Here is a 23951-nt window from a genome sequence, read left to right as displayed (position 1 = left end):
CTTACCACCCTCATAAATCTGAAGAATTCCAGAACCGGACACCCCGTATCCAGGAGAAACTGCACATAAGACTACCCATTCCCCTGTTTTTAAATCTTTCGCACCCCAGATGTCCTGTATCATCGTCCCCGTACCACTCTCAATTCGACGCCAGCGCTCACCATCGTAGTGGGAAATGAGACCATTATTGCTGACAAAATATAAGCCCAATTTTTTATTACCCCAGATACCATTTGCTCCACCCGGCCCTTTTCCAGGAGGGATTATTAGATACTCATAGTCATTACTATTATATTTAGTTACACCACCAGCGCTGGAAACAAACCAAATGTCATTATTATCTTTTTCATAATAAACAGTCTTTAAAGGATCCGCATTTGTTATAATAATATTTCCATTACCATAATTCAATTTTACTGTAATCCGCTTCAACTCCCATTTCTCCCCATCCCAGTGCACCGAGTTGTAGGGCAGCCAGGGCTGGGCGCTATCGCTGTATATCGCCCCCACCGCCCAGATGTCGTCCTCATCGATAATCGCCACATCATACAGGGCGCCACTGCCATAGGGACTGGGGAACTCAATCACCTCCCACTCAAACGCATGGCTGGTGGTGTCCATGGTGGCGGCGGTTACTGTGGCGCTTTTAGCAAGGAGTTTTCCGCCATCGTAAAGATCGGCCCTGAATTCGTAACTGGTGTTGGGCCAAAGACCGTCCACGTACAACAGGCTGTCGTTGGCGGTCAAGGTCCTTTCCAGTTTCAGGCTGTCGTTTTGAAACAGCTTGAGTGTTTTGTTCAGGTAATCGTTTTTGTCTTTCAGGCTCAGCCAGGCTTCGGTGCAGGAAACATCTAATACCTGTAGCTGCAGGTTCTGTGGGTTGTAAACGGGTTCGGTGCTTCTTTTGCAAGAGGAAAGAAACAAGACAAAAGTCAAAAGAATCAAGATAAAAGAAAAAGGAAAAATGAAAATGGAAAAAGTATTTTTGTTTTTGCACGGCATGGTATAACTCCTGTTGGTTTTAAAGTTACGGCTATTGGTAATTTAAGGCGGGGAACGTATAAAAGAAAGAATAAGGGGAAAGGGGGTAGAGGTTTAGCTGTTTAGTGGTTTAGGAGTTTAGAATACTTCCTTCAAAACTTATAATCCCGCTTAGCGGGATGCGAAAATTTTTGTGCTGGAGATCCTAACCCCCCGGCCCCCTTCCCTTCTTTTAATAAAGGGAAGAGGGAGCAAATTGTGCCGCTTTGCTGAGTTTTCGCCTTTCATGTCAATAAATTTTATTTTTTTTCAAAATCTTTGTGCTTTCTGTGGTTGATTTTGGTTGCGGCTATGCTGCCTTAGTTGCTTTTATTCATCAATATCAGTAACTTAAAAATTTTGAAATTAATAAATCGGATTACAATGGATCAGAAATACATTCGAAATTTTTGTATTATCGCCCATATCGATCACGGCAAGTCTACCCTGGCCGATCGCATGCTGGAATACACGCACACCCTTTCGCAACGCGAGCTTAAGGCTCAGGTGCTGGACAACATGGATCTGGAACGCGAACGGGGCATTACCATTAAATCGCATCCGGTGCGCATGAACTACCGGGCCAAAGACGGACACGAATACATCTTGAACTTAATTGACACGCCCGGTCACGTGGACTTTACCTACGAAGTCTCACGCAGTCTGGCCGCCTGCGAGGGGGCCTTGCTGCTAGTTGATGCTGCTCAGGGCGTGGAAGCACAAACCATTAGCAATCTGTACCTGGCCATCGAGAACGATTTGCAAATTATCCCGGTCATCAACAAAGTCGATTTACCCAGCGCTCAGGTTGAAGTGGTGCAACACCAGTTGATCGAACTCATCGGCTGTTCAGAAGATGAGATTTTGTTAACCAGCGCCAAAACCGGTCTGGGCGTGGAAGAAGTTCTGGAAGCTGTGGTTCAAAAAATTCCGCCGCCCCGGGGCGATTTGCAGGCTCCGTTGCAGGCACTGGTTTTTGATTCCCTGTTCGATAACTACCGCGGCGCCATCAGCTACATTCGCGTCTTTAACGGTACGCTTCGTAAAAACGACGCCATTCGCTTTTTCAACTCCGGACGCGATTACCAGGCCGAAGAAATCGGCATTTTAAAACTACGTCGCCAACCGGTAGATGAACTGCAGGCTGGTGAAGTGGGCTATCTGATTTCCGGCGCCAAAAACATTAAAGACATTCGCGTAGGCGACACGGTCACGCACGCCAAAAAACCGGCCCGGGAACCCTTACCCGGCTACAAAGAGATCAAACCCATGGTCTTTTCCGGAATCTTCCCCATCGATTCCGACGACTTTGAAGACCTGCGTGACGCACTGGACAAACTCTCTTTGAACGATTCGGCCTTGATCTACGAACCAGAAACGTCCAAAGCGCTGGGATTTGGCTTTCGTTGCGGATTTTTAGGCTTACTGCACATGGAGATCGTACAGGAACGTCTGGAACGCGAATACAATTTAAGTATCATCAATACCGTGCCCAATGTGGTTTACCAGGTACACCTGAAAAACGGTTCCGTTGTGGAAATCCACACACCAACCGATCTGCCCAACCTGGCAGAAGTGGATCACATTGAAGAACCTTACATTTCGGCTCAAATCATCACGCCTTCCGAGTACATTGGCAACGTGATGAAACTTTCTCAGGAAAAGCGGGCCATCTTTAAATCCACCTCTTACCTGGATCCGACGCGCGCTGATCTGACTTTCCTCTTTCCTTTGTCTGAAGTCATTTTTGATTTTTACGATCGTCTCAAATCCGTTTCCCGCGGTTACGCATCGTTTGATTACGAATTCGACGGTTACCGGGAAGGCAAACTGGTTAAACTGGACATTCTGATCAATGGCGAGCCAGTCGATGCCCTTTCTACTATTGTCCATGAGAGCAAAGCCTACGAGATGGGACAACGCTTGTGTCGGCACCTCAAACAATTGATTCCGCGTCAATTGTTCGAAGTGGCCATCCAGGCTGCTATTGGCAGTAAGATCATTGCCCGGCAAACGGTTAAGCCTTTGCGCAAGAACGTTACAGCCAAGTGTTACGGCGGCGACATCACGCGTAAACGCAAATTGCTTGAGAAACAAAAAGAAGGTAAAAAGCGTATGAAACAGGTTGGCCGGGTTGAAATTCCCCAGGAAGCTTTCCTGGCCGTTCTTTCAATGAATAAAGAAGATTGATATTACCAAGGAGGCATTTTGTCTAAACCGGTTGTAAAACGCAAGAGTCGTTTTAAAAATTTTACAGAGGGACTCTTCTCGGCTTTAATCGCAGCATTGATTATTCGTCAGTTTCTGGTGCAAGCTTACACCATTCCCACTTCTTCCATGGAAAACACCCTGTTAATCGGTGATTTTCTGCTGGTCAATAAATTCAATTACGGCATGCGGACACCAGACTGGATCGGCATTCCTTACACCAAGGTTGGCGTAGATTTGCCCTGGTAACGCTTACCGGCATTGCGCAATCCGCAGCCTTATGACGTGGTCATCTTTCGTTACCCGCGCGATCACTCCATGGATTACATCAAACGCTGCATCGCTGTAGGGGGCCAGACGGTAGAGATCATCGACAAGGTTGTTTACGTGGACGGCAAGAAATTTCCTTTTCCGCCTAACGGGAAATTTACCGATCCCAGAATTTTTCGCCGGGACGAGGGACACTTCTTTTTTCCTACGTTTCGCAATCTGGGCAGCCGCGACAATTACGGCCCCATTACCGTTCCCAAAAACAAATATTGGGTGATGGGCGACAATCGGGACAACAGTTCTGACAGTCGCGTCTGGGGATTTGTCGATCATTCTGAAATCGTGGGTCAGGCCCTGATCATCTACTTCTCCTGGAATTCCCACGTGCCCATTACGCAATTTTTCAAAAAAATACGATTTGGTCGCATTGGCCGCGTGATTCGATGAGGCGCACGCAAACCAACATTACTTCTAATCCGGGCATTTACCTGCATATTCCGTTCTGTGAACACAAATGTGGTTACTGCGACTTCTACTCCATCACCAACCGGAGCCAGCAGGGCCTGTTTGTGGATGCCCTGTGTCGGGAAATGGAACTGGTAGCCAGACGTCTACAGCCCACAGATGTGTTTGACACTCTCTATTTCGGCGGGGGCACGCCTTCCTTGCTGGAAGCAGATCAACTAAAAAAAATACTCTCTTCACTTTACCGCCTGTTCCATATTAGCGATGACTGCGAGATTACGCTGGAGATGAATCCTGGCGCTACCGAAAAAGAAAAATTACCGCTCTTCAAACAGCTGGGCGTCAATCGCCTGAGCATGGGGGTTCAGAGTTTTAACGATCACGAATTGAACTTACTGGAACGCATTCACAATGCCAGCCAGGCCATTGAAACCTTTCAGGCCGCCCGTTGGGCCGGCTTTAGCAATATGAGCATCGATTTAATTTACGCCCTGCCCGGGCAATCGATGGATTCCTGGCAGACCAACCTGAAGCAGGCCCTGCAACTGGAGCCGGAACATATTTCGGCTTACAATCTCATTTTTGAACCCAATACGCCCTTTTACAAAATGCGCCAGAAAGGCCAATTGCAGCCCCAGGAAGAAGAAACGGAATTGCGCTTTTTCAATTTCACGCATCAATTTTTGACCGAACACGGTTTTCAGCACTACGAGGTCTCCAATTTTGCCAGATCCGAACCCTTCGTTTCGCGCCACAACTACAAGTACTGGCTGCACGTCCCCTATCTTGGCTTTGGCCCCTCGGCCCATTCTTTCTGGGCTGATCAGCGCTGGGGTAATGTTCGTTCGCTCCAGACCTACCTGCATCTTTTACAGCAAGATCGCTTACCGCGCGCTTTTGAGGAGCAACTCTCCCCACAAACCAGAGTATTCGAACACATCTTTTTGCGCTTGCGCACGTACCAGGGAATCGATCTTGCCTATTTTGAGCGTACGTTTCAACGATCTTTTCAGCAAACCTATCGTTCAACCATAGAGATGTTGATCGATCGAGAGCTGGCTGTTTTAGAAGGACCGGTTTTTCGTCTAACCCAAAAAGGAATGGCTGTTTGCGATGAAATTTTACAACACTTTGCCTGATCTAAAAAAAATATCTCTCTTCCTTTTGCTTCTGGCCTTTGCCGGACAGCTGTTGGCCCAGACCGACAGCCGCTTACGCATGGCCACGTTGTTCAAAAACAGCGGCAATTACGAGGAAGCACTGGAACTTTACCTGCAAATCTACAATGCTGGCCGCACAACACGACTGGTGATCAACGACATTCAGTTCTGCTACGAAAAATTAAAACGCTACGACGAGCTGATCGTTTTCCTGCAAAATCTGACTCAGAAATTCCCAGCTGATCTGGAATATCAGGTTAAACTGGGCAAGGCCTATTATTTAAACGACCATCGCGATCAGGCTTTTGATTTGTGGGACAACCTGTTACAAAGCCACGGGCAAAACGCCTACCTGTACCGCCTGTTGGGCAATGTGCTCATCGAATTACGCCTGTACGACAAAGCCATCGAAACTTACCGCATGGGCATTCAAAAAACAAAAAGCATGTACAGCCTGTATCGCGATATTGCCCTGCTTTATCGGGCGCAATTGGATTACGGCCAGGCGGCGATTAGTTACCTGAAATATCTGGAACACTTCCCCAAACAATTTTCGTTTGTCAACAGTCAAATCATCGCCATGTCTGCAGACAGTTCGGCCGTGCATCAAATGATTGCCTCCATCGAGAACTATCTAAAAGAGCACAGTACGCGGATCGGCATCCAGCAAATCCTGGCCGATTTGTACCTGCGCTCCGGCGATTTCGAACATTCCTTCGCCATGTACAGGGATTTACACAAAAAGGCGCCTCGAACCAACTACCTGTTGCAATTCATTCACAAAGCCAGCCAGAACCAGGCCTACGCTTTTGCCATTCAGGGCTTAAAACTGCTCATCGCCCAGACCAAACAGGAAGCTCAAAAACAACAATATATTTACCAGCTGGCCCAGATTTATTTTGCCCGGGCCCAAAAACAATCGGCGCAGCAAAAAACGAAAAAGGCGCAAAAAGCCATCAATCAGGCTCTGCAAACCATTGACGATCTGCTACACAGCAAGCAAAAAACCAGTTACCGCTGGCAGGCTCTGCAACTGCGCGGCGATATTTATTTCCAATACTTCGAAGACATTGACCAGGCCATTCGCGATTACCAGCGCTTTTTAACAGCGCCGTTGAACGCCCGACAACAGGATGGCGTGCGCTTTAAACTGGCCAGATGCTACCTGACCAAAGGCGATTTGTCTGCGGCCCGCCAATTTTTAAAACAAATCCATTTTAAAAATCTGCAAAACCTGGCCGCCTATCAGCAGGCAGAATTACTGTTCTACGAAGGGAAATTATCTGCTGCGCGCAATGCCTTTGCCAGCCTATCGGCCAGGCTATCACCAGGCGACTCTCTAAAAAACAATGTATTGCAACGCCTGTTGCTCCTGAACCACAGCCCGCAGGATTCAGCCACGCTTACGGAATTTGGTCGCGCCGAATTTTTAATCGCCCAGAAAAAACTTTCACAGGCTGCCGGTATTTTTAAAGAACTGGCTCTAAAAAACGGCCCTCTTTCGGCACAATGCGCCGAACGTGCTGTGCAATTGTACATCAAGCTGCACAAGTGGGACGAAGCCCGGGCCCTGATTGCCCATGTGCTCGAACATTCGCCCGATTACGTCAACCTGGACCGCCTGTTGTTTACCCTGGGCAACATTCAGGAACGGCAGCGCCAAACCCGGGAGGCCTTTAATACCTACCGTCTGGTCATCACGCAGTACCCCAATAGTTTTTTTGTGGAACAAGCCAGAGAGCGGGCGCGTTTTCTAAAAAATAAATTGAAAAAAGAACAGGTGCCATGATGAACGCCTTTAAAAAAATCGTCCTTTTTGCCTTTATCTGGATGAACCTGGTAAGGGCGCAATTCATCCTCATCCCCATGGACCTTTCCCAGAACGACCACTTAAAGGCCTACGGAGTGGCTTACTGGATTTTAACCCAGGGCGTGAACGTGGAATGGCTGCTCAATTATCGTGGCGGTTCCTTTTTGTTCACCGATACGCCCCTGTTTCGCGAGGAGTGCCAGTTACGCGGGGTGACCTACGAGTTGAAAAACGGAGCCCAGGTCAATCAGATTTACGCTGAAATCGAAGAGAACAACATGGAACGGGTTCTGCTGGAAAAGGCGCCCAAAATCGCCGTTTACACCCCGCCTACCACCCAGCCCTGGGATGACGCCGTAACCCTGGCCATGAACTACGCGGAGATCAAGTACGACAAAGTGTACGATCGCGAGGTGCTGGATGGCAAATTGGCCGAATACGACTGGCTACACCTGCATCACGAAGATTTTACCGGACAGTACGGAAAATTCTGGGCCGCCTTTCACAATCAGCCCTGGTACATTAAACAACAGTTGGAAGCGGAACGTCTGGCCAGAGAATTAGGCTTCAGCAAAGTTAGCAAAGAAAAAGCTGCCGTGGCCATCGAAATTCGACGTTACGTAATGAACGGGGGTTTTTTGTTTGCCATGTGTTCAGCCACCGATGCCCTGGATATCGCTCTGGCCGCCCAGAACACCGATATTTGTGACGCGGTTTTTGACGGCGATGGCATCGATCCAGACTACCAGAAAAAACTGGACTTTAGCCAGACCTTTGCCTTCCAGAACTTTAAACTGATTACCGATCCGGCTATTTACGAGTTTTCTGACATCGATGTGCCGCCCAGCCACATGCCGCGGGTGCGGGATCCAGAATCTGACTACTTTACCCTCTTTGAATTTTCTGCCAAATATGATCCGGTGCCCACTATGCTTACTCAAAATCATGTCAATGTGATCAAAGGTTTCATGGGACAAACCACCATGTTCCGCGAAGAAAAGATTAAGCCCAATGTAACCATCATGGGCAAAATTGAAGGAACCGACGAAGTGAAGTACATTCACGGGAATTTGGGCAAAGGCACCTTTACATTTTACGGGGGACACGATCCTGAGGATTACACGCACCGCGTGGGTGATCCGCCAACCGATCTCAGCCTGCACAAGAACTCACCCGGTTACCGCCTGATTCTGAATAATATCTTGTTCCCGGCGGCCAAGAAGAAAAAGCTCAAAACCTGATTCATCCGCCCGGCAAAGAGCTGGCCCGGTATTTGGCGCCCGCTCCCGGAAAAAGCAATTTAAACCCTTTTTCTACTTTGCATTAAACGGAACAGAAGCCGATTTTTAACCGTCGACCAGATGTCCATTTCAAAAAAAGGCCACGAACTAAAAAAATTGTTGCATTTTAGGGAAAAAGATCACGAATTTTTTTTAAAATTAACAAAATTTTGTTTATATTTAAATGAAATGCAATTGACCATGAGTACATGAATATAGATGAACTATTTTAACCGAATTGTTGTACAGGAACGAATCAAGGCTCTGTTTAGTAACTCGATCCGGAATGGACGTCTGGCCCATGCCTATGTGTTTTACGGAGAAGAGGGGCGCGGTAAGGAAGCCTTTGCCCTGCACCTGGCCCGCGCTTTGAATTGTACTTCCGAAAAAGAACGCCCCTGCGGTGAATGCGCTAATTGTAAGCGCATTGCTCATTTTAACCATCCGGACATCAAATTCATCTTTCCTGCCCCCAAAACCATCAAACACGAACAGGTCAAGGAGATTATTCAAACCAAGGTGGCCAATCCCTACGCTGCCCTGCCCCTGGTCGGCAACAAGAACATCTCCATTGACGCCATTCGCGAATTGAAAGAAGAAGCAAAATACGCCTCATTCGAAGGTGGGTATCGGGTTATTATTATCAGTGGGGCGGAATATTTTTCGCGGGAAGCGGCCAACTCCTTTTTGAAATTGCTGGAAGAGCCGCCCGAAAAATTTTTAATCATTTTAATCAGCAAAACTCTGCACACCATGTTAGACACCATTCGTTCACGCTGCCAGCCCGTTTACTTTCCAGAATTCAGCGATGAACAGATCGAACAGATTGTAAAACAATACGAACCGACTGAAGAGGACCTGCGGCCTCTTATTCGTCTTTCTCATTACAACATTAAACGCATTTTTCAAATGTTGCACGCCGACTATTCGCAGCAAAAACAATGGATGCTGGAGTTCATCCGCGCCGTAGCCGTAGAAAATTACTTCCATATTAACGAATTGCTGGAGAAATTGCCATTGCGAAGCGCACAGCAAAGCCATCTGGAACTTCTGCATTTGCTCCACAGCTGGTTTACTGATGTGTTACATTTAAAACATGAGCCCGACTACAAGCGGCTAATCAATATTGATTTTCAGGAATCTCTACATAAGTTCTCTCAATCATATCCGCAAATCCAGATAAGTGAAATCATTCAAGGCATTGAAAAGGCACAACGAGCTATTGAAAACAACGCCCATTCCATGATGACCTGGTTCAATCTGGCCATTCAAATGCACGCATGGTTTGGGCCATTAAGAGAACTTAAGGAGGCAATATGACACCAGAGATCATAGAAATAGAGTTTAAGGGCAATAAACGCGTCCCTTACTTCAATCCAAAAGAGATCAAAGTTAAACCTGGCGATTATGTGATTGTAGAAGCTGACAAAGGGATCGACCTGGGACGGGTTAACAAAATTGGGCGTCTGGTCGCCCTGACCAACATTCGGGGCGTACCCAAAAATATCATTCGTAAGGCCGTGCCCGAAGACCTGGAAAAACTCAAGGAAAACCGGGAAAAAGAGGCTCAGGCCTTTTTAGTGGGTCGGGAAAAGATCAAAAATCACAAGCTCAACATGAAACTGGTTGATGTTGAATACCAGTTCGACAACAACAAACTGACCTTCTATTTTACCAGCGACACGCGCGTTGACTTTCGGGCTCTGGTACGCGACCTGGCGGCCAAATACCGCACCAGAATTGAGTTGCGCCAGATCGGTGTGCGGGACGAAGCCCGACGCCTCGGCGGCCTGGGAGTTTGTGGTAAACCCTTGTGCTGTTCCTGCTTTGTGCAGGAATTTGAACCGATCACCACGCAATATGCCCGTCTCCAAAACCTGCCCCTCAATACCTGTAAACTCACCGGTGTTTGTGGTCGCTTAAAATGTTGTCTGGTGTACGAAAAAACATTTTATGAAGAAAATCTGCAAAAATATCCACAGATCGACAGCAAGGTGTTAACCAGGCGCGGCGAAGCCTATGTGGAAAAAATCGATATTTTTAAAGAAATGATCTATTTGCGATTTCCCAATGAGGATGAACTGGACGCCGTCCCTCTGGAAAAATTCATGGAGCTAACAAAGGAAACATTTTATGCCCCGGCAGAAATTTGATGTGCTCATTATTGGAGGCGGTATTGTAGGCCTGGCTACCGCCTACCGACTGATGCAAAATACACGCGCGAAGATTGCCGTTATCGAAAGTGAAAACCGCCTGGCAGCCCATCAGACGGGCAACAACAGCGGCGTAATCCATTCCGGTCTGTATTACAAACCCGGCTCGCTCAAGGCCAAAAATTGCGTGGAAGGTCGGGAAGCCATGTACCAATTTTGCGCCGAACACAACATCCCGCACGAACGCTGCGGGAAATTGGTAGTGGCTACCCATGAAGAAGAAATTCCCCGTTTAAAGGATCTGCACAACCGAGGACTGGCCAACGGCTTAAAGGGATTACAGTGGCTGGAACAGGCCGATTTAAAAAAATACGAACCGCATGTGCAGGGCATTGCCGGCTTGCTGGTGCCGGAAACCGGTATTGTCGATTACCGCCAGGTAGCGCAAAAATTAGCCGAATTACTGCAGGAGGCCGGCCATCCGGTTCTACTCAACCATCGATTCAGGAGTTTAAAACGGAACGGGAGCACACACTTAATCGACGCCGGTCAACAGGTAATCGAAGCCTCTTTTCTGATCAATTGCGGAGGCCTCTATTCCGATCGCATTGCCCGAAAGTGCGGGCTAAAACCGGATGTAAAAATCGTCCCTTTTCGCGGCGAATATTACAAAATCAAACCACAAAAACGCTACCTGGTCAAAAACCTGATCTACCCGGTGCCCGATCCGGCCTTTCCCTTTTTAGGCGTCCATTTCACCAGAATGATCGATGGCGGCGTAGAAGCCGGCCCCAACGCTGTTCTGGCCTTTAAACGCGAAGGCTACACAAAATTCAGTTTTTCTTTACGCGACACTGTGGAGACCTTTACCTACCCCGGTTTTTTGCGACTGGCCAAAAATTACCTTAAAATTGGCCTGGCCGAGTACTACCGTTCGTTCAGTAAAACGGCTTTTGTGCGCGCCCTGCAGCGCTTAATTCCGGCAATTGAAGAAGCGGATCTGGAACCCGGCGGCGCCGGAGTTCGGGCTCAGGCACTGGAAAAATCCGGGCTTCTGGTCGATGATTTTCGGATCATGGAAGCGCCGCAGATGATTCACGTTTTGAATGCCCCCTCGCCGGCTGCCACGGCTTCATTGAGCATCGGACAGACCATTGCCCGTATTGCCGGGAAAAATTTTCAATTGTAATCAGGGTGCCCCCAACCTTGCCCAAAGACTGCCTTTCGCTGGATGGGCGGAGCGCTTTTCCTGCAATCTAAGGCAGCACATCGGCAACCTTTAAAAAACCGCAAAGAGCCCCCGTCATGCTGCCGGGCAGGCCAGTCTGGCAGGCACAGCCTGACAGGCCCGTCTGGCCGGAGCAGCCGGTTGGAACGAAGCGGAATTCCCGATTTTCTGGTACAGGCCCGCCCGTCTGGACGGTGTCCAGACGGACTGGCCATTCAACAATTAAACAATTCAACAACTCAACCTTTTTACTTCCTCACACAGCACAAAAATTTTCGCACGCTAAAGCATTTGAAGTTTTAAAGGAAGTATTCTAAAAATGAAATCAATAGACCCAAAATCTCCATTTTTTAATCTGGTTTTACATCCTTTTTGACATTAAATTACAAAAAAATTTTAACGCAGGAGGCATCATGTACAAAATATGGTTCATCCTCATCCTCATTGTAAGTGGGCTTGTGGCGCAATACATCCCGGCTTCATATTCTCATTTACAGTGGGGTAAAGATCAGCGTCTTTATCTACAGCTGAACGATCAGCTCTTTCCCGAACAAACAGCGCAATCCATGTACACCATGGAGCATCTCTCCGGTAATCCCATGGGAACTGCCAGCGGTTTGCATTTTGATTTTAAAGACCCTGAGTTTAAGGGAACGCTCTACTATGGCTTTATTCATTTTAAGGACGGTAAATACCCCCAGCCTGTGTATTTTAAACATCCCGCAAAAATAACAAAAGGCCAGGCCGATATTGACATTTTGCACAAAATGAGCGGCAAATACGATATGGTTGGCTGGCAGCAAAAGGGCTTTGCTACTCTGGGCTATCGCGTAGCCGATGCTCGGGGCAATCTGCTCTATGAAGGCCGGGTCTCCTTTCGGGGACGCGGACCTTTTACCGTGATTCCCACTATTTCCGAAGGTCCCTTTGTGAATCTGCTGAGCGAAAAGAGCGTGACCATTTCTTTCAAAACCAGCCAGCCTGTAACCAGCACTCTGACCGTGGGCCAGCAAGAGTTGACCGAGGAAGAACCCCTTACCACTCACGAAATAACTGTACAAAACTTAAAAGCGGATCATCTTTACACCTACACCGTGCGGGTCGGCCCGCTGTCTCAGAGTTACTCATTTCGCACGGCGCCGGCGCCCGGCAGCCGCAAACCCTTTGTTTTTGCCTACGCCAGTGATTCGCGCGGCGGCAGCGGCGGCGGGGAGCGTAATTTTTTTGGCCCCAACTATTACATGACCAAAAAGATCATGGCCCTGGCCGCACAAAAAGAAGCCGCATTTTTACAATTCACCGGCGATCTAATCAGCGGCTACAAAACCAATAAAGCCGAAATCGATGTGCAATACGCCAACTGGAAAAAAGCCATTGAACCCTTTGCCCACTACTTTCCGGTAATGGTTGGCATGGGCAATCACGAAGCACTGATCTACACCTTTTATGATCAGAATGGCCGGCGTTACTCCATCGACCGTTTTCCTTATCAGACGGAATCGGCTGAAGCGGCCTTTGCCCGTAATTTTGTCAATCCTTTAAACGGCCCGCAAAGCGAAGACGGGGCCTGGTACGATCCTGATCCCCAACAAACGGATTTCCCTTCGTACAGGGAAAATGTCTTTTACTACCTGTACGACAATGTAGCCGTGGTTGTTTTAAACTCCAATTACTGGTACGCCCCCAGTTTAAAATACCATCCGGAAACCAGCGGCAATCTGCACGGTTACATCATGGATCAGCAATTGAAATGGCTGAAAAAGACCCTAAAGCAGTTAGAGCAGGACGAGCGGATCGATCATATTTTTATTACCGAGCACACGCCCTTTTTCCCCAATGGCGGGCATGTAGGCGACGACATGTGGTACGGCGGCTCCAATGAGCCGCGGGCCGTAGTCAACGGTCAACCGCTGAACAAGGGAATCATTGAACGGAGAGACCAGCTTTTGCAACTTATCGTCAATGAAACATCCAAAGTGGCGGCTATTTTAACCGGCGATGAACACAACTACTGCCGCACAGAGATCGGGCCCAACACCACCATCTACCCGGCGCAGTACTCCGGTCCTAAAATCCAATTAAAACGAACCCTATGGCAGATTAACAACGGCGCGGCCGGGGCGCCGTACTACGCTCAGGAGAAAACACCATGGTCGGACAAAGTTCAGGGCTTTACTACGCAAAATGCGCTGGTCTTTTTCTATGTAAATGGCCAAAGCATTGAAGTTAAGGTGTACAATCCAGACACCCTGGGTCTGGTTGATGCCTTTACCTTACGCTAAGGCAGCAAGGCCACAACCATTAAAAAACAACAAAGGGAGCAAAGAAGTCGCAAAGAACGCCCGTCTGGCAGGCGCAGCCGGTTGTAGCGAAGCAGAAATCCCGATTCTCGGGGACAGGCCCGTCTGGCCACCGGTTGGAGCGCAACGGAAATCCCGTTTTCGGGGACAGGCAAAGCATTCACAAAGTGCGTAAAGTTTGCAAATAGAAAATGGCAAAATATCTTAACATATCAGAGTAAAACTTAGCAAAGCGGCACAATCTGCTCCCCCTTCCCTTTATTAAAAGGAGGGAAGGGGGGCGGGGGGTTAGGATCCTAAAGATAAAAGGCCGTTTAGTACAGTAAATAGGGCTGCCGTAAACGGGCAAAGGCCGCTACATCCTTTTGCCATTCATCCAACAGAGGCTGCAGTTCCTCGCCATGATCAATAGCCTTTCTCAGGCGGTCGGTGCCGCACAAACGATCAAAGTGGCGCACACGCCATTGGAACTGATCGGGAAACAAATCGTGCAGGGTTTTAATGATAAACACCCCGGTTTTAAAAGGTTGTACATCTTGCCGTTCCGTTAAAACGATCTGAATACCGGAGCAAGGCATATTTTCATATTTGGGGTGCAACGCCTTACCTGGCATGGAAACCGGCCGGAAATCAATGGGCTTAAATTGCAATCCGGGCAAATGAAAGCGCTGTAAACTCTGCCGCAGTTTTTCCTTTTCAATCCATGGCGCGCCAAATTGTAAAAACGGAGCTGGAGTGCCGCGCCCCTCGGAAACATTGGTACCCTCTAACAGACATAACCCCGGGTAAACGATGGCCGTCTGCAGATTGGGCATGTTAGGCGAAGGCGCAATAAATTTCAAACCGGTTTGATCAAACCACATGGAACGCCGCCAGTTTTTCATGGGAATCACATGCAGGTCGGCTTTAATCCCTCCTTTTAGCCAGCCCTGTTCATTGAACAGAGTTGCCAGTTCGCCAACGGTCATACCGTGCCGCACAGGAATGGGATACAGCCCGACAAAAGAGGCAAAGGTTGTGTCCAGCAAAGGCCCTTCCATATCCAGTCCATTAATGGGATTAGGCCGATCCAGGACAACAAAAGGGATGCCCTGTTCTGCAGCCGCTTCCATGGCCAGAGCCATGGTCCAGATATAGGTGTAAAAGCGCGCTCCGATATCCTGAATGTCAAATATTAAAACATCGATGTCCTGTAACATCCGGGCTGTTGGTTTAACATTTTTTCCGTACAGACTGTAAATGGGAATGGAATCGAGAAAGGTGTGTCCCTCTATTTTTTTGCCAGCCGAATAATTACCTCTAAATCCGTGTTCAGGGCCAAACAGAGCGCGGATTTTTACGCCGCGCATTTGCTGAAAAACATTGAGAATGAATTGCCCGTTCCGGTTGAAAGCGGTGTGATTGGCAATGATGCCCAGATTTTTGTCCTTAAACCAGTGTTCATATTCGGCCACACGATCCAGACCGGTAAGCACTCCCTTGTTTTTGTCAAGCCCGCAGCTCACCAGCCACAATACCAGGCAGCACAAAATAATAACTCCTCGACGCATGAGTTTGCTCCTCTTTAAAAGCGCATTTGCTTTTGTTCCAGTAATTTCAACAAAGATTGAATGGTGGAAGGGGCGTGTCCCTGATAGCGATTGTTGGAGTACACGTAAACTTCCAGCTCCTTTTCTAAAAAATGTTCAATCTTTTCAGCCCACCAGTTTAAATCTCTGGTACGATCAACACGCACATGCGAAAAGTCATCCGGAATTTGCTTGCGATTGCCCAGCAGCCGAACGATGGTAAACGGAGCGGTAAGTTCTACCACACGCGGCATGTAGTACAGGTCATTCAAAACCAGAGCCGTCTGGTACGACCTGAGCATTTCGTAAAATTGCGCCTTATGCCACTCCCGGTTTCTGATCTCCACAGCCAGAGTCGCCTGAGTATGATGCGCAGCCAGAAAGGATTGCAAGGGCTGAAAATAATCTTTAAAGGTAAATTTGTAGTCAAATTGCAGGATGAGCGGGCCGCGTTTATTTTGTAAAAGAGAAGTGACCTCCAGAAAGGTTTGCCATTCTGTTGTACATTGTTCCAGGCGTTTCTCATGGGTAATGATTTGCGGAACCTTTAAGGTAAAAACGAAATTTTCCGGGGTTTGTCGGAACCAGTTTTCAACCGTTGTCTTTCTCGGGATTCCGTAAAAGGTAGAATCCACTTCCACGCTGTTGAAACGTTGACTGTAAAAATTCAAATATTCGTTATTCTTCAATGTTTCCGGGTAAAAAACGCCTTTCCAGTCTTTGTAGGACCAGCCGGATGTCCCGATGTACAATTTAGATTGGTTCACAGCTTGCTTTCTACATTTGTGTTACACGGTAACCTTTCTGGCGCAAAAGTTGTACCAGGCCTCTGGAGCCGACCAGATGTCCAGCTCCAACTACAATCAAATAATTTTTCTGATCCTGCAGTAGGGGCTCGATTTTCGACAGCCAGGCCAGATTGCGTTTGACCAGTAAAAAGTCTCCAACCTCCGGAAAAGCCTGCAGTCCGACATTCATTAAGGAATCCAGCAGGGAACTATTTCCGGTTTGCCAGGCGGTGATTAATTCTGCCATCATGCCTTCGGTGCGCTCAATTTCATCCAGGGTTTCCAGCGCCAGTTGATCGGCATTCAGATTTGAGAGTTTCTCCAATAAGGCGACCTGTTCTGCCAGAGTTTCCAGGCCGCTGACTGGCTTGCGGTCCTGTTTGGCTCTGGCAGAAAAATACATCTCCAGGCCTAAGCGGGGATCAAAATGCAGGCTGTTTAATTTTAACTGATTGAGCATCAAACTTAAGAACCAGGGCTTCATTTTCAAATACAGCTCTGGGGGTTGCCCCAATGCCCTGAGCGCTGCCTGGACTTTCCTGAAGGTCTCCTCTTTGAGTACATCTCTCAGGGTCTGGTCAGAATCCAGCAGACCTTTTTGCAGCAGCATGGCAGCAGCTCGTGGCGAGCGCGCGCTATCTACATCGACTTCAAAAATAAGCGCATCACTGTGCGCGTAAACGGAATCGAAAACAGCCGGCAGGGGGTATTGTGCTTTGGTCAGCATGTGGACGGAACCCAGCAAAAAGAGGCTGTTCTTTTGTCCCTGAACCTGCCATAAGCAGTGTTTTTCTCCGGCCAGCAGGGTTGTGAAGAGAAAGAAAAGTACAAAAAATTTCAGATTAAGATTTTTTTGTTTGTTCATGTTACACACCCCGAGCAGCTGCTTCTATCTTCAAACAGGCATCCATCACCACCTTTAGCCCGGCATTCAGAGCCAGGCGGGCAGCCTGTTCATTAATTACCCCTAATTGCATCCAGACCACTTTGGCTCCAATTTCAATGGCTTCCTGCACAATGGGTAAAACCAGTTCAGAGCGGCGGAAGATATCCACAATTTCAACGGTTTCCGGAATTTCTTTAAGCGAGGGGTAACACGGCAGGCCCAATACCTGATCCAGGCGGGGATTGACCGGATAAATGGTAAAACCGTGGTTCTTAAGGTACCGGGCCACATCATGACTGGGCCGGTAGGGTTTATCGGAGATGCCGACCACAGCCACTTTTCGGTAAGTTTTAATGATCTGATCGATGTCCTGATTGACTTCTCTCCAGATATCCTGCATGGTTTTCTCCTTAACTCTGTTGAACGGCAAGCGACCAGTCGGCCCATGGCACCGGCCTGAATCGGCCCCTTTCGAAATGCACTTTTTGCAGACCTTTGACCTTTGCCAGTTGCGTTTCCAGCACGTCAAAGGCAAAGCCCACCTGATTGGCTGCGTGAGCGTCAGAGCCCAGGGTCAGCGGCAATTGGTATTCGGCCAGGAGCGGCCACAGGCCGTAGTCCGGATAGGGTTGTCCGATGGCCTTTCGTAAACCGGAGCTGTTGATTTCTACAGCCATATTCTGTTTTCGGATTAGCTCGAGCAGCGTTCGCACTTCCGACTCATTCTCGTCAATCAGTCGGGCTTGCGGCCGTTTAATCAGATCCAGGTGCCCAAGCACATTAAACAAGCCGGTTTGCACCCCGCGCATCAGGGCCTGCAAATAGTCCGAATACACAGCGCTTAGGGATTTGTGCGGAAAATGATAATCGAAAACCCAATTTCCGGCAGGCCATGTTCGAATAAAATGCACCGAAAGGATAACAATTTCCAGATCAAAACGTCTTAAGAAATCGGCTAAATATTCTTCAAAGCCGTCGTAAAAATCGGCCTCAATGCCCCGCAAGATTCTGATTTCGCGATAGCGCGTTTTTAACGACTCGATCTCAGCAAGGTAACCTTCCATTTCCGAAAACGACATGCGATGGACCTGATCAAAATGGTCCGGCAGTGGAATGTGATCGGTAAAGGCAATCTCTTCAAAGCCCAGAGCGATGGCCTGTTCCACATATTCGGCCATCTGCCCGCTGGCGTGTTTGCACAAGCGCATATGGAGATGGTAATCAAGTTTCATATTGTTCCAGAAATTTTTTTAATGATGAACGACGATTGATCGGAAAGCGCTCATTTTCCAGCAATTTTAGACTGAGTAAACGGTACAGCTCTGCATCATGGGGAACGGGCTGTTTTTTCAAGATTTCGAGATGCTCGGCTAACGTGCTCAAATCGCCACGCTGCAGGGGCCCGCTTAAAATCTTTTCAATCGGCTGTTTTTTCAGGTTTTCGGTCACCTGCCTGATCAGGGGACCCAACCATTCATTCAAATTGTGCGCTTCCAGGCCCCCGCTTGACAACAACTGCTCGGCCCAGCTGTAAAGCGCAACCTGAAAATTGGCTGCTATGGTGGCCGCCAGATGGAGCATCTGTTTTTGTTGGGCATTAATTTTTACAATCCGCACCTGAAATTTCTGTAAAAGGTCACGTAGGGCCTCAAATAAAGCCGCATCTCCCTGAAAAGTACAGATGATGTTGCGCCAGTGTTCGACGGATAAAAATAGAGTATTGAACGTTTGTAAAGGATGGAGGCTGCCCACCAGGGCACCACTCTCTTTTAGAGGCTGCAATACATTTGCCGATTTACTGCCTGAGGTGTGGAACACCTGGCAACCTTTTAAGGCCATCTGTTCCAATTCCGGCAGCAGAGAGGCAATCTGATCATCCGGGGTGCAGATGGCTATCATGCTAAAGACACGGTGCCGCAGGTCTTCAAAACGGGTAAAAAACGCCTCAGCGGGCAAATAGGCCGCCCATTGTTGTTCATATTCTTTTTTTGTGTCCAGCACAAAAATTTGATGGCGGTTCAGGGCCCTAAACAGATTAAAGAGACTGCTTCCTACTTTACCCCAGCCAATAATTAAAATATTTTGCATCCAGCGCCTTCACCATGTCCCATCAGTCAAATTTGTCTTCTTCCAATTTTTGGCCGATGTACTTGTCTTTGGGAAAGAAGCGCATGTAAACAATATCGCTAAAGGCAATGGCTTCTTTGGAATAGGGATTGATGTTCAACTCGTAAAAGGTATCATCGATGTAATGCGAAGCTTCTTTCCAGGAAGACATGGCATTTAAATGATTAATGAATTCATTGAAAGCGGCTTCATCTTTGCGGAACAATTTTTTGATAATCTTTTTTCGCGTTCGGCCTTTTATCATGTTGTTTAAATCTTCCAGCGGTCCTTCGCCGGCAATCTGTTTAGCCAGATGTTCGGCCAGGTCTTCGGCTACTCTGGAAGGCCCGGCGCTTTCTGCGCTCTCGGCCACCTCTTCTTCTGCTACCGGTTCTTCTTCCAGAGGTTCGGCTTCTTCTTCAACCTCGGCTTCCGCCTCGGGCATTACCTCTTGCGGGGGACTGAAAGTTTCTTCTGCTTCAGAAGGTTCCATCTCCATCTCTTGTAGCGGAGCTTCTTCTTCAGCCGGGATTTCTTCTTCCATAGACAGCGCTTCTTCCTGTTCCAAAGTGGGTTCTATTTCAGCGGGCTGGACTTCCTCTTCCTCTTCATCAAATTCAAACTCTTCCTCTTCTTCGACTTCCAATTCACGCAATTTTTCATCAAAACGTTCCAGTTCATCTACCGCGCCTCCAACCTGTTTTTCGAGTGGGGTTTCCTCACCGACCTCAATATCATCGACCGGAATCGTCAATTTTTCTTCTTCAATGCCTGGAATTTCATCGATTGTAAATTTTTCAGCAGGCGGAGTTTCCGGCATTTCGGCGAACCGGCCGAACAAGATACTCTCAATATCATCAAATGACATCTCATCCAGTTGAATCTGGTCTTGGGCCTGTTCAACGCGGGCCACCAGGTCATCCAAATTGCGGTCTTTCAGGGCAGCCAATAAAACATCGGTGGGCAGCGAAGTGACCTCTGTGCCTTTGGCTTCGCTTAAAAAGTTCATGATGGTTTTGATGACTTTGAGCGTCATTTCAATCCGATTTTCCGCGAACACTTTTTCATCAATCTTATTGATTAGATTAACAAACTGTTCCTGCGAAATCTGCTTCATGTACTTGGTGTTAAAATAATCGGAAATAGCCTCTTTGTAATATTCGAATTGAAAAAAGTACTTTAACGTGTCGTACACCTCTATGGTAGAGATGATGCGGCTATCTTTGAAAAGAAACTGGGTCAGGGTACGATGGGGTTGAATGATGAAATTCAGCTGTAATTTAACCGCTCTTTCCAATAGCTGATTAAATTTGGGCAAACTGAATTGCGCGGTTTGTTTAAGGATATCGAAAATCTGATCGATTAACACGCGTACTTCCGGTAAATCATAGTTAAAGCGATCGCTGCTGGTAAATTTTTCTTCTTCCTCGCGAATCCACAGTTCGACCTCCTGATCAAAAAAGTGTTTGATGGACTGCGGAATGTCCAGTGTCACCAGGTAGGCCAGAGGGATCTCGGTCATCTTATTATCGGCTAATACTTTTTTCCGAATACGTTCAATAAAAATTTCCATTACATCTTCTAACATCGTTATTTCCTCAAATTAGGTTTGTTTACCAAAAATAAAGGAATTAATGAATAACATCAAATCAAAATGTGATGCACTTCATTTTTCTGCACCCGATTTAAATTTAGGAAGCAGAAATAAATTGCAACCAGACTTTACGCTGGCGGGGGCCATCAAATTCACAAAAATAGATGCCCTGCCAGGTGCCTAACTGTAAGCGACCATTTTGTACAAGGATGGTTTCCGAACTTCCAAACAACGAGGCCTTAATGTGAGCCGCCGAATTACCTTCCAGATGATGGTAGCCGTCTTCAAAGGGAATCACTTTATTGACTTCGTGCAGAATATCCCGTTGAACGCTTGGATCGGCATTCTCGTTGATGGTTACAGCCGCAGTGGTGTGCGGTACAAAAACAACCACCAAACCTTCCTGCAATCCAACGTTGGTTACGGCTTTTTGCACCAGACCCGTAATATCGATTAGCTCTGTACGACGAGCGGTTCGTACATCTATTTTTTCCATAGCGGTATCTCCCTGTTCGTTCTGTTTTTTTTGGAATTTAAAAAAATTGCCAACTTAACCAAAATCTGTTTTCCGATCTGGCGTTCTCAGCCAAAAATGGTCTTGCCTTTTGCGAAATATCCTGTAAATTTGGTGCGTTACAAAACCATTATCATAAAATAAGGACTTTTATGGCCAAACGAAAAGACTGGCAGGCAAAATTTGAACAATTTAAACAGCAGACCCTCTTTTTACAATTGCCGGTTGAAGAGCAGTTGTTTTTAAAAGAACTGTTTGCTGAATTCCATTTTAGTTTCCAGGAATTTAAACAACTGGTGGATGCGGCACGCGATTTTGAAATGTGGGGTATGCCCGGATTGCGGCAATGGATCAATGAGCAAGTTCTACCCCATCTTTCCAGAGCAAGCGGCCGAAACCAGAGGGAAAAGTTCTTTTCAGTTTTTACCCCTCGCCTGCAAGCCTTAAAAGCTCAACCTAAAACGTACAACGATTTCAAAGGAGAAGTGCCAAAAAAAATCAGTCGCACGCAATTGGTTGACTCACATTCAAATAAAAACATCTTTGGCTGGTGTCCCGTTGCTTCAGAAAAGACGGTTTGTTGCAATTTGCGAACAATCGATGCGGTTGAAACCTGTGCCTTCGGCTGCAGCTACTGCACCATTCAAACCTTTTACAGCGATCAGGTTACCTTTGACGCCGATCTGGAGCAAAAGCTGGCCAACATTCCGATTAATCCGGAACAGCTGATCCATATTGGAACGGGACAGTCATCTGATTCGCTGGTCTGGGGCAATCGCAACGGCATGCTGGATGCCTTATTTCAATTCGCGCGAAGACATCCCAATGTGTTATTAGAATTTAAAACCAAATCGGCCAATATTCATTATTTTCTGGAACATGAAATTCCGCCCAACATTGTTTGCACCTGGTCATTAAATCCACAAATCATTATTGAAAACGAAGAGCATTTTACAGCCAGCCTGGAAAACCGCCTAAAAGCGGCGCGTACCGTTTCGCAACGCGGCGGCAAAGTGGGGTTTCACTTTCATCCCATGATCTACTACGATGAATGGTCAACCGCCTACCCGAATTTAGCCCGACGTTTGATGGACCTGTTTGATCCTGAGCAGGTACTGTTCATCTCTCTGGGCTCGGTTACTCTGATTCGGCCGGTCATTAAACAAATTCGAAAAAAAGGCTTTAAAACGCGAATCCTTCAAATGCCCCTGGTCCCCGATCCGCATGGCAAATGGACCTACCCGGACCCCATTAAAATTGAAATGTTCCGCACCATGTACCAGGCCTTTGCACCCTGGCACCAAAACGTCTTTTTTTACCTGTGCATGGAAAAAGCCGACATCTGGCGCCAGAGCTTTGGTTTTGTTTATCCCAATAACGAGGCTTTTGAGCAGGCTTTATTACAATCCAGTTTTAAAAAAATTGGTTTCCCACAAAACATCCTTAATCCAGCAGAGCTGTAAAGCGCTCTCATTCAGCCCCTTTTTGCTAAATTAGCCCCGGATTAAAAAAACACATCTTCGGAATGGGCAGAAGATCTTCCTTCTGGTAAAAAGAAAAAGCACCCAAAATGTTAAAATACTGCCCTCAAAAGATCGATTGCCTGAGCGTGCAAAAATTTTATTAATCATTTACAGAATCATAATTTTGGGCGATTTTTTGCGCACTTTGCGGTGGAATAAAGGGCTGATTTCTTTTTAATAACAAAATCAGCGTTTTTTTGTTTCGCCTCTGTTGAATCAGTAATTTCTTTAAACATTACCCAACTGACAGGAAATAAAAACATCGTTACCATAGTTAAAACCATTTGATGTTAACAAACAATGAAAAGGGGTTTACTTATGGCAGAAGTTAAATTAAAAGGCAATCCAATCCACACCTCTGGCGATGTGCCCGCGGTAGGCAGCCAATTACCGGATTTCAGTTTAACCACCACCGATTTAGGGGATGTGTGTTTAAAAGATTTTTCCGGGCAACGCCTGGTGTTAAACATTTTCCCCAGTCTGGACACCTCTGTTTGCGCCAATAGCGTACGCAAGTTTAATGAACTGGCAGCCGGTCTGCAAAACACAAAAGTCCTCTGTGTTTCCATGGACTTACCATTTGCCCACAAACGCTTTTGTACCACGGAAGGCATTGAAAACGTCGTCAACCTATCAGAATTGCACGAACGCGGTTTTGGCGAAACCTATGGCGTCCGAATCATAGACGGTCCGATGCGTGGTCTGTTTGCCCGCACAGTGATTGTGGCCGATGAAAACGGTAAAATTTTACATACCGAACTGGTGCCCGAAATTACCCAGGAGCCCGATTACCAGGCTGCCTTACAGGCTCTTTCGGAATAATCATAAACGCGCCTTATCCCTGTATTTTACGGATGTAGCGTTTTGCTCAAAACCTTTCGAGCTTGGGCGAGGAAGTATCTCAGAAGCCAATCTTACCGAGCACTATTTATTGATGGAATTCAACGTTAGACCGGTCTTTCAGAGTTGATGAGGGCCGGTTTTTTTACTTGAAGCGGACTCCGATCCCCCAATACACCAAAAGGCATTTTTAATTAAAAAATTAAAAATTACGAATTATTTTGTGAAACGTCGCGTT

At 47.2% G+C, this 23951-nt stretch carries 19 protein-coding genes and 2 pseudogenes; 11 read left to right on the top strand and 10 right to left on the bottom strand.

Features of this window, described 5'->3' with window-relative positions:
* Positions 1 to 1002 (bottom strand): annotated as a pseudogene (locus tag ACWB0I_RS07620) (hypothetical protein); the annotation flags it as partial.
* Between the two features lie 402 nt (positions 1003 to 1404).
* Between ACWB0I_RS07620 and lepA the strand changes: the two are divergent.
* The 8 genes and pseudogenes from lepA (at position 1405) to lhgO (ending at position 11555) form a co-directional block, all read left to right on the top strand.
* Entirely contained in the window at positions 1405 to 3210 is a 1806-nt protein-coding gene (lepA, locus tag ACWB0I_RS07615; protein ID WP_479387456.1) for a translation elongation factor 4, read from the top strand.
* A gap of 18 nt (positions 3211 to 3228) precedes the next feature.
* Positions 3229 to 3945 (top strand): annotated as a pseudogene (lepB, locus tag ACWB0I_RS07610) (signal peptidase I).
* Positions 3942 to 5102: a radical SAM family heme chaperone HemW gene (gene hemW, locus ACWB0I_RS07605; RefSeq protein ID WP_479387455.1), complete on the top strand. Its 1161-nt coding sequence runs from the start codon at positions 3942 to 3944 to the stop codon at positions 5100 to 5102. Before lepB ends, hemW begins: the two are co-directional and overlap by 4 nt.
* Positions 5077 to 6912, top strand: a complete 1836-nt coding sequence (locus ACWB0I_RS07600; protein ID WP_479387454.1) for a tetratricopeptide repeat protein — start codon at positions 5077 to 5079, stop codon at positions 6910 to 6912. Before hemW ends, ACWB0I_RS07600 begins: the two co-directional genes overlap by 26 nt.
* Complete coding sequence (locus tag ACWB0I_RS07595) at positions 6912 to 8174, top strand: asparagine synthetase B (RefSeq protein ID WP_479387457.1); 1263 nt, start codon at positions 6912 to 6914, stop codon at positions 8172 to 8174. The genes ACWB0I_RS07600 and ACWB0I_RS07595 overlap by 1 nt, the downstream gene beginning before the upstream one ends.
* Before the next feature lie 258 nt (positions 8175 to 8432).
* Positions 8433 to 9533, top strand: coding sequence for a DNA polymerase III subunit delta' (gene holB, locus ACWB0I_RS07590; protein ID WP_479387453.1), 1101 nt, complete (start codon positions 8433 to 8435; stop codon positions 9531 to 9533).
* Positions 9530 to 10366, top strand: a complete 837-nt coding sequence (locus tag ACWB0I_RS07585) for a PSP1 domain-containing protein (RefSeq protein WP_479387452.1) — start codon at positions 9530 to 9532, stop codon at positions 10364 to 10366. The genes holB and ACWB0I_RS07585 overlap by 4 nt, the downstream gene beginning before the upstream one ends.
* On the top strand, positions 10347 to 11555 hold the full coding sequence (gene lhgO, locus ACWB0I_RS07580) for an L-2-hydroxyglutarate oxidase (protein WP_479387451.1): 1209 nt from the start codon (positions 10347 to 10349) through the stop codon (positions 11553 to 11555). Before ACWB0I_RS07585 ends, lhgO begins: the two co-directional genes overlap by 20 nt.
* Before the next feature lie 67 nt (positions 11556 to 11622).
* On the opposite strand, the gene ACWB0I_RS07575 is transcribed toward lhgO, so the two are convergent.
* Positions 11623 to 11829, bottom strand: coding sequence for a hypothetical protein (locus tag ACWB0I_RS07575; protein ID WP_479387450.1), 207 nt, complete (start codon positions 11827 to 11829; stop codon positions 11623 to 11625).
* 178 nt (positions 11830 to 12007) lie between these two features.
* On the opposite strand from ACWB0I_RS07575, the gene ACWB0I_RS07570 reads away from it, so the two are divergent.
* On the top strand, positions 12008 to 13876 hold the full coding sequence (locus ACWB0I_RS07570; RefSeq protein WP_479387449.1) for a metallophosphoesterase family protein: 1869 nt from the start codon (positions 12008 to 12010) through the stop codon (positions 13874 to 13876).
* A 332-nt stretch (positions 13877 to 14208) separates the two neighbouring features.
* On the opposite strand, the gene ACWB0I_RS07565 is transcribed toward ACWB0I_RS07570, so the two are convergent.
* The 8 genes from ACWB0I_RS07565 to ACWB0I_RS07530 form a co-directional block, all read right to left on the bottom strand.
* Positions 14209 to 15444 (bottom strand): exo-beta-N-acetylmuramidase NamZ family protein, encoded by a 1236-nt coding sequence (locus ACWB0I_RS07565; protein ID WP_479387448.1) that lies wholly within the window; start codon positions 15442 to 15444, stop codon positions 14209 to 14211.
* A 14-nt stretch (positions 15445 to 15458) separates the two neighbouring features.
* The gene (locus ACWB0I_RS07560) at positions 15459 to 16229 is read right to left on the bottom strand and encodes a DUF72 domain-containing protein (RefSeq protein ID WP_479387447.1); all 771 of its coding nucleotides are present in this window, start codon (positions 16227 to 16229) and stop codon (positions 15459 to 15461) included.
* 10 nt (positions 16230 to 16239) lie between these two features.
* Complete coding sequence (locus tag ACWB0I_RS07555; RefSeq protein WP_479387446.1) at positions 16240 to 17115, bottom strand: TraB/GumN family protein; 876 nt, start codon at positions 17113 to 17115, stop codon at positions 16240 to 16242.
* 1 nt (position 17116) lies between these two features.
* Complete coding sequence (locus ACWB0I_RS07550; RefSeq protein ID WP_479387445.1) at positions 17117 to 17536, bottom strand: CoA-binding protein; 420 nt, start codon at positions 17534 to 17536, stop codon at positions 17117 to 17119.
* A gap of 10 nt (positions 17537 to 17546) precedes the next feature.
* On the bottom strand, positions 17547 to 18368 hold the full coding sequence (hisJ, locus tag ACWB0I_RS07545) for a histidinol-phosphatase HisJ (protein ID WP_479387444.1): 822 nt from the start codon (positions 18366 to 18368) through the stop codon (positions 17547 to 17549).
* Positions 18358 to 19224 (bottom strand): Rossmann-like and DUF2520 domain-containing protein, encoded by an 867-nt coding sequence (locus ACWB0I_RS07540; protein WP_479387443.1) that lies wholly within the window; start codon positions 19222 to 19224, stop codon positions 18358 to 18360. Before ACWB0I_RS07540 ends, hisJ begins: the two co-directional genes overlap by 11 nt.
* A 22-nt stretch (positions 19225 to 19246) precedes the next feature.
* The gene (locus ACWB0I_RS07535; protein ID WP_479387442.1) at positions 19247 to 20830 is read right to left on the bottom strand and encodes a hypothetical protein; all 1584 of its coding nucleotides are present in this window, start codon (positions 20828 to 20830) and stop codon (positions 19247 to 19249) included.
* Between the two features lie 103 nt (positions 20831 to 20933).
* The gene (locus ACWB0I_RS07530) at positions 20934 to 21332 is read right to left on the bottom strand and encodes a secondary thiamine-phosphate synthase enzyme YjbQ (RefSeq protein ID WP_479387441.1); all 399 of its coding nucleotides are present in this window, start codon (positions 21330 to 21332) and stop codon (positions 20934 to 20936) included.
* Between the two features lie 170 nt (positions 21333 to 21502).
* Between ACWB0I_RS07530 and ACWB0I_RS07525 the strand changes: the two genes are divergently transcribed.
* Together ACWB0I_RS07525 and tpx are read left to right on the top strand one after the other, a co-directional pair.
* The gene (locus tag ACWB0I_RS07525; RefSeq protein WP_479387440.1) at positions 21503 to 22813 is read left to right on the top strand and encodes an SPL family radical SAM protein; all 1311 of its coding nucleotides are present in this window, start codon (positions 21503 to 21505) and stop codon (positions 22811 to 22813) included.
* Positions 22814 to 23191: 378 nt separating this feature from the next.
* Positions 23192 to 23695, top strand: a complete 504-nt coding sequence (gene tpx / locus ACWB0I_RS07520; protein WP_479387439.1) for a thiol peroxidase — start codon at positions 23192 to 23194, stop codon at positions 23693 to 23695.
* Positions 23696 to 23951 lie beyond the last annotated feature (256 nt).

Source organism: Caldithrix sp. (assembly GCF_056497305.1).
The sequence above is the reverse complement of the archived record's forward strand: the minus strand, read 5'-3'. Positions and strand labels throughout refer to the sequence as shown.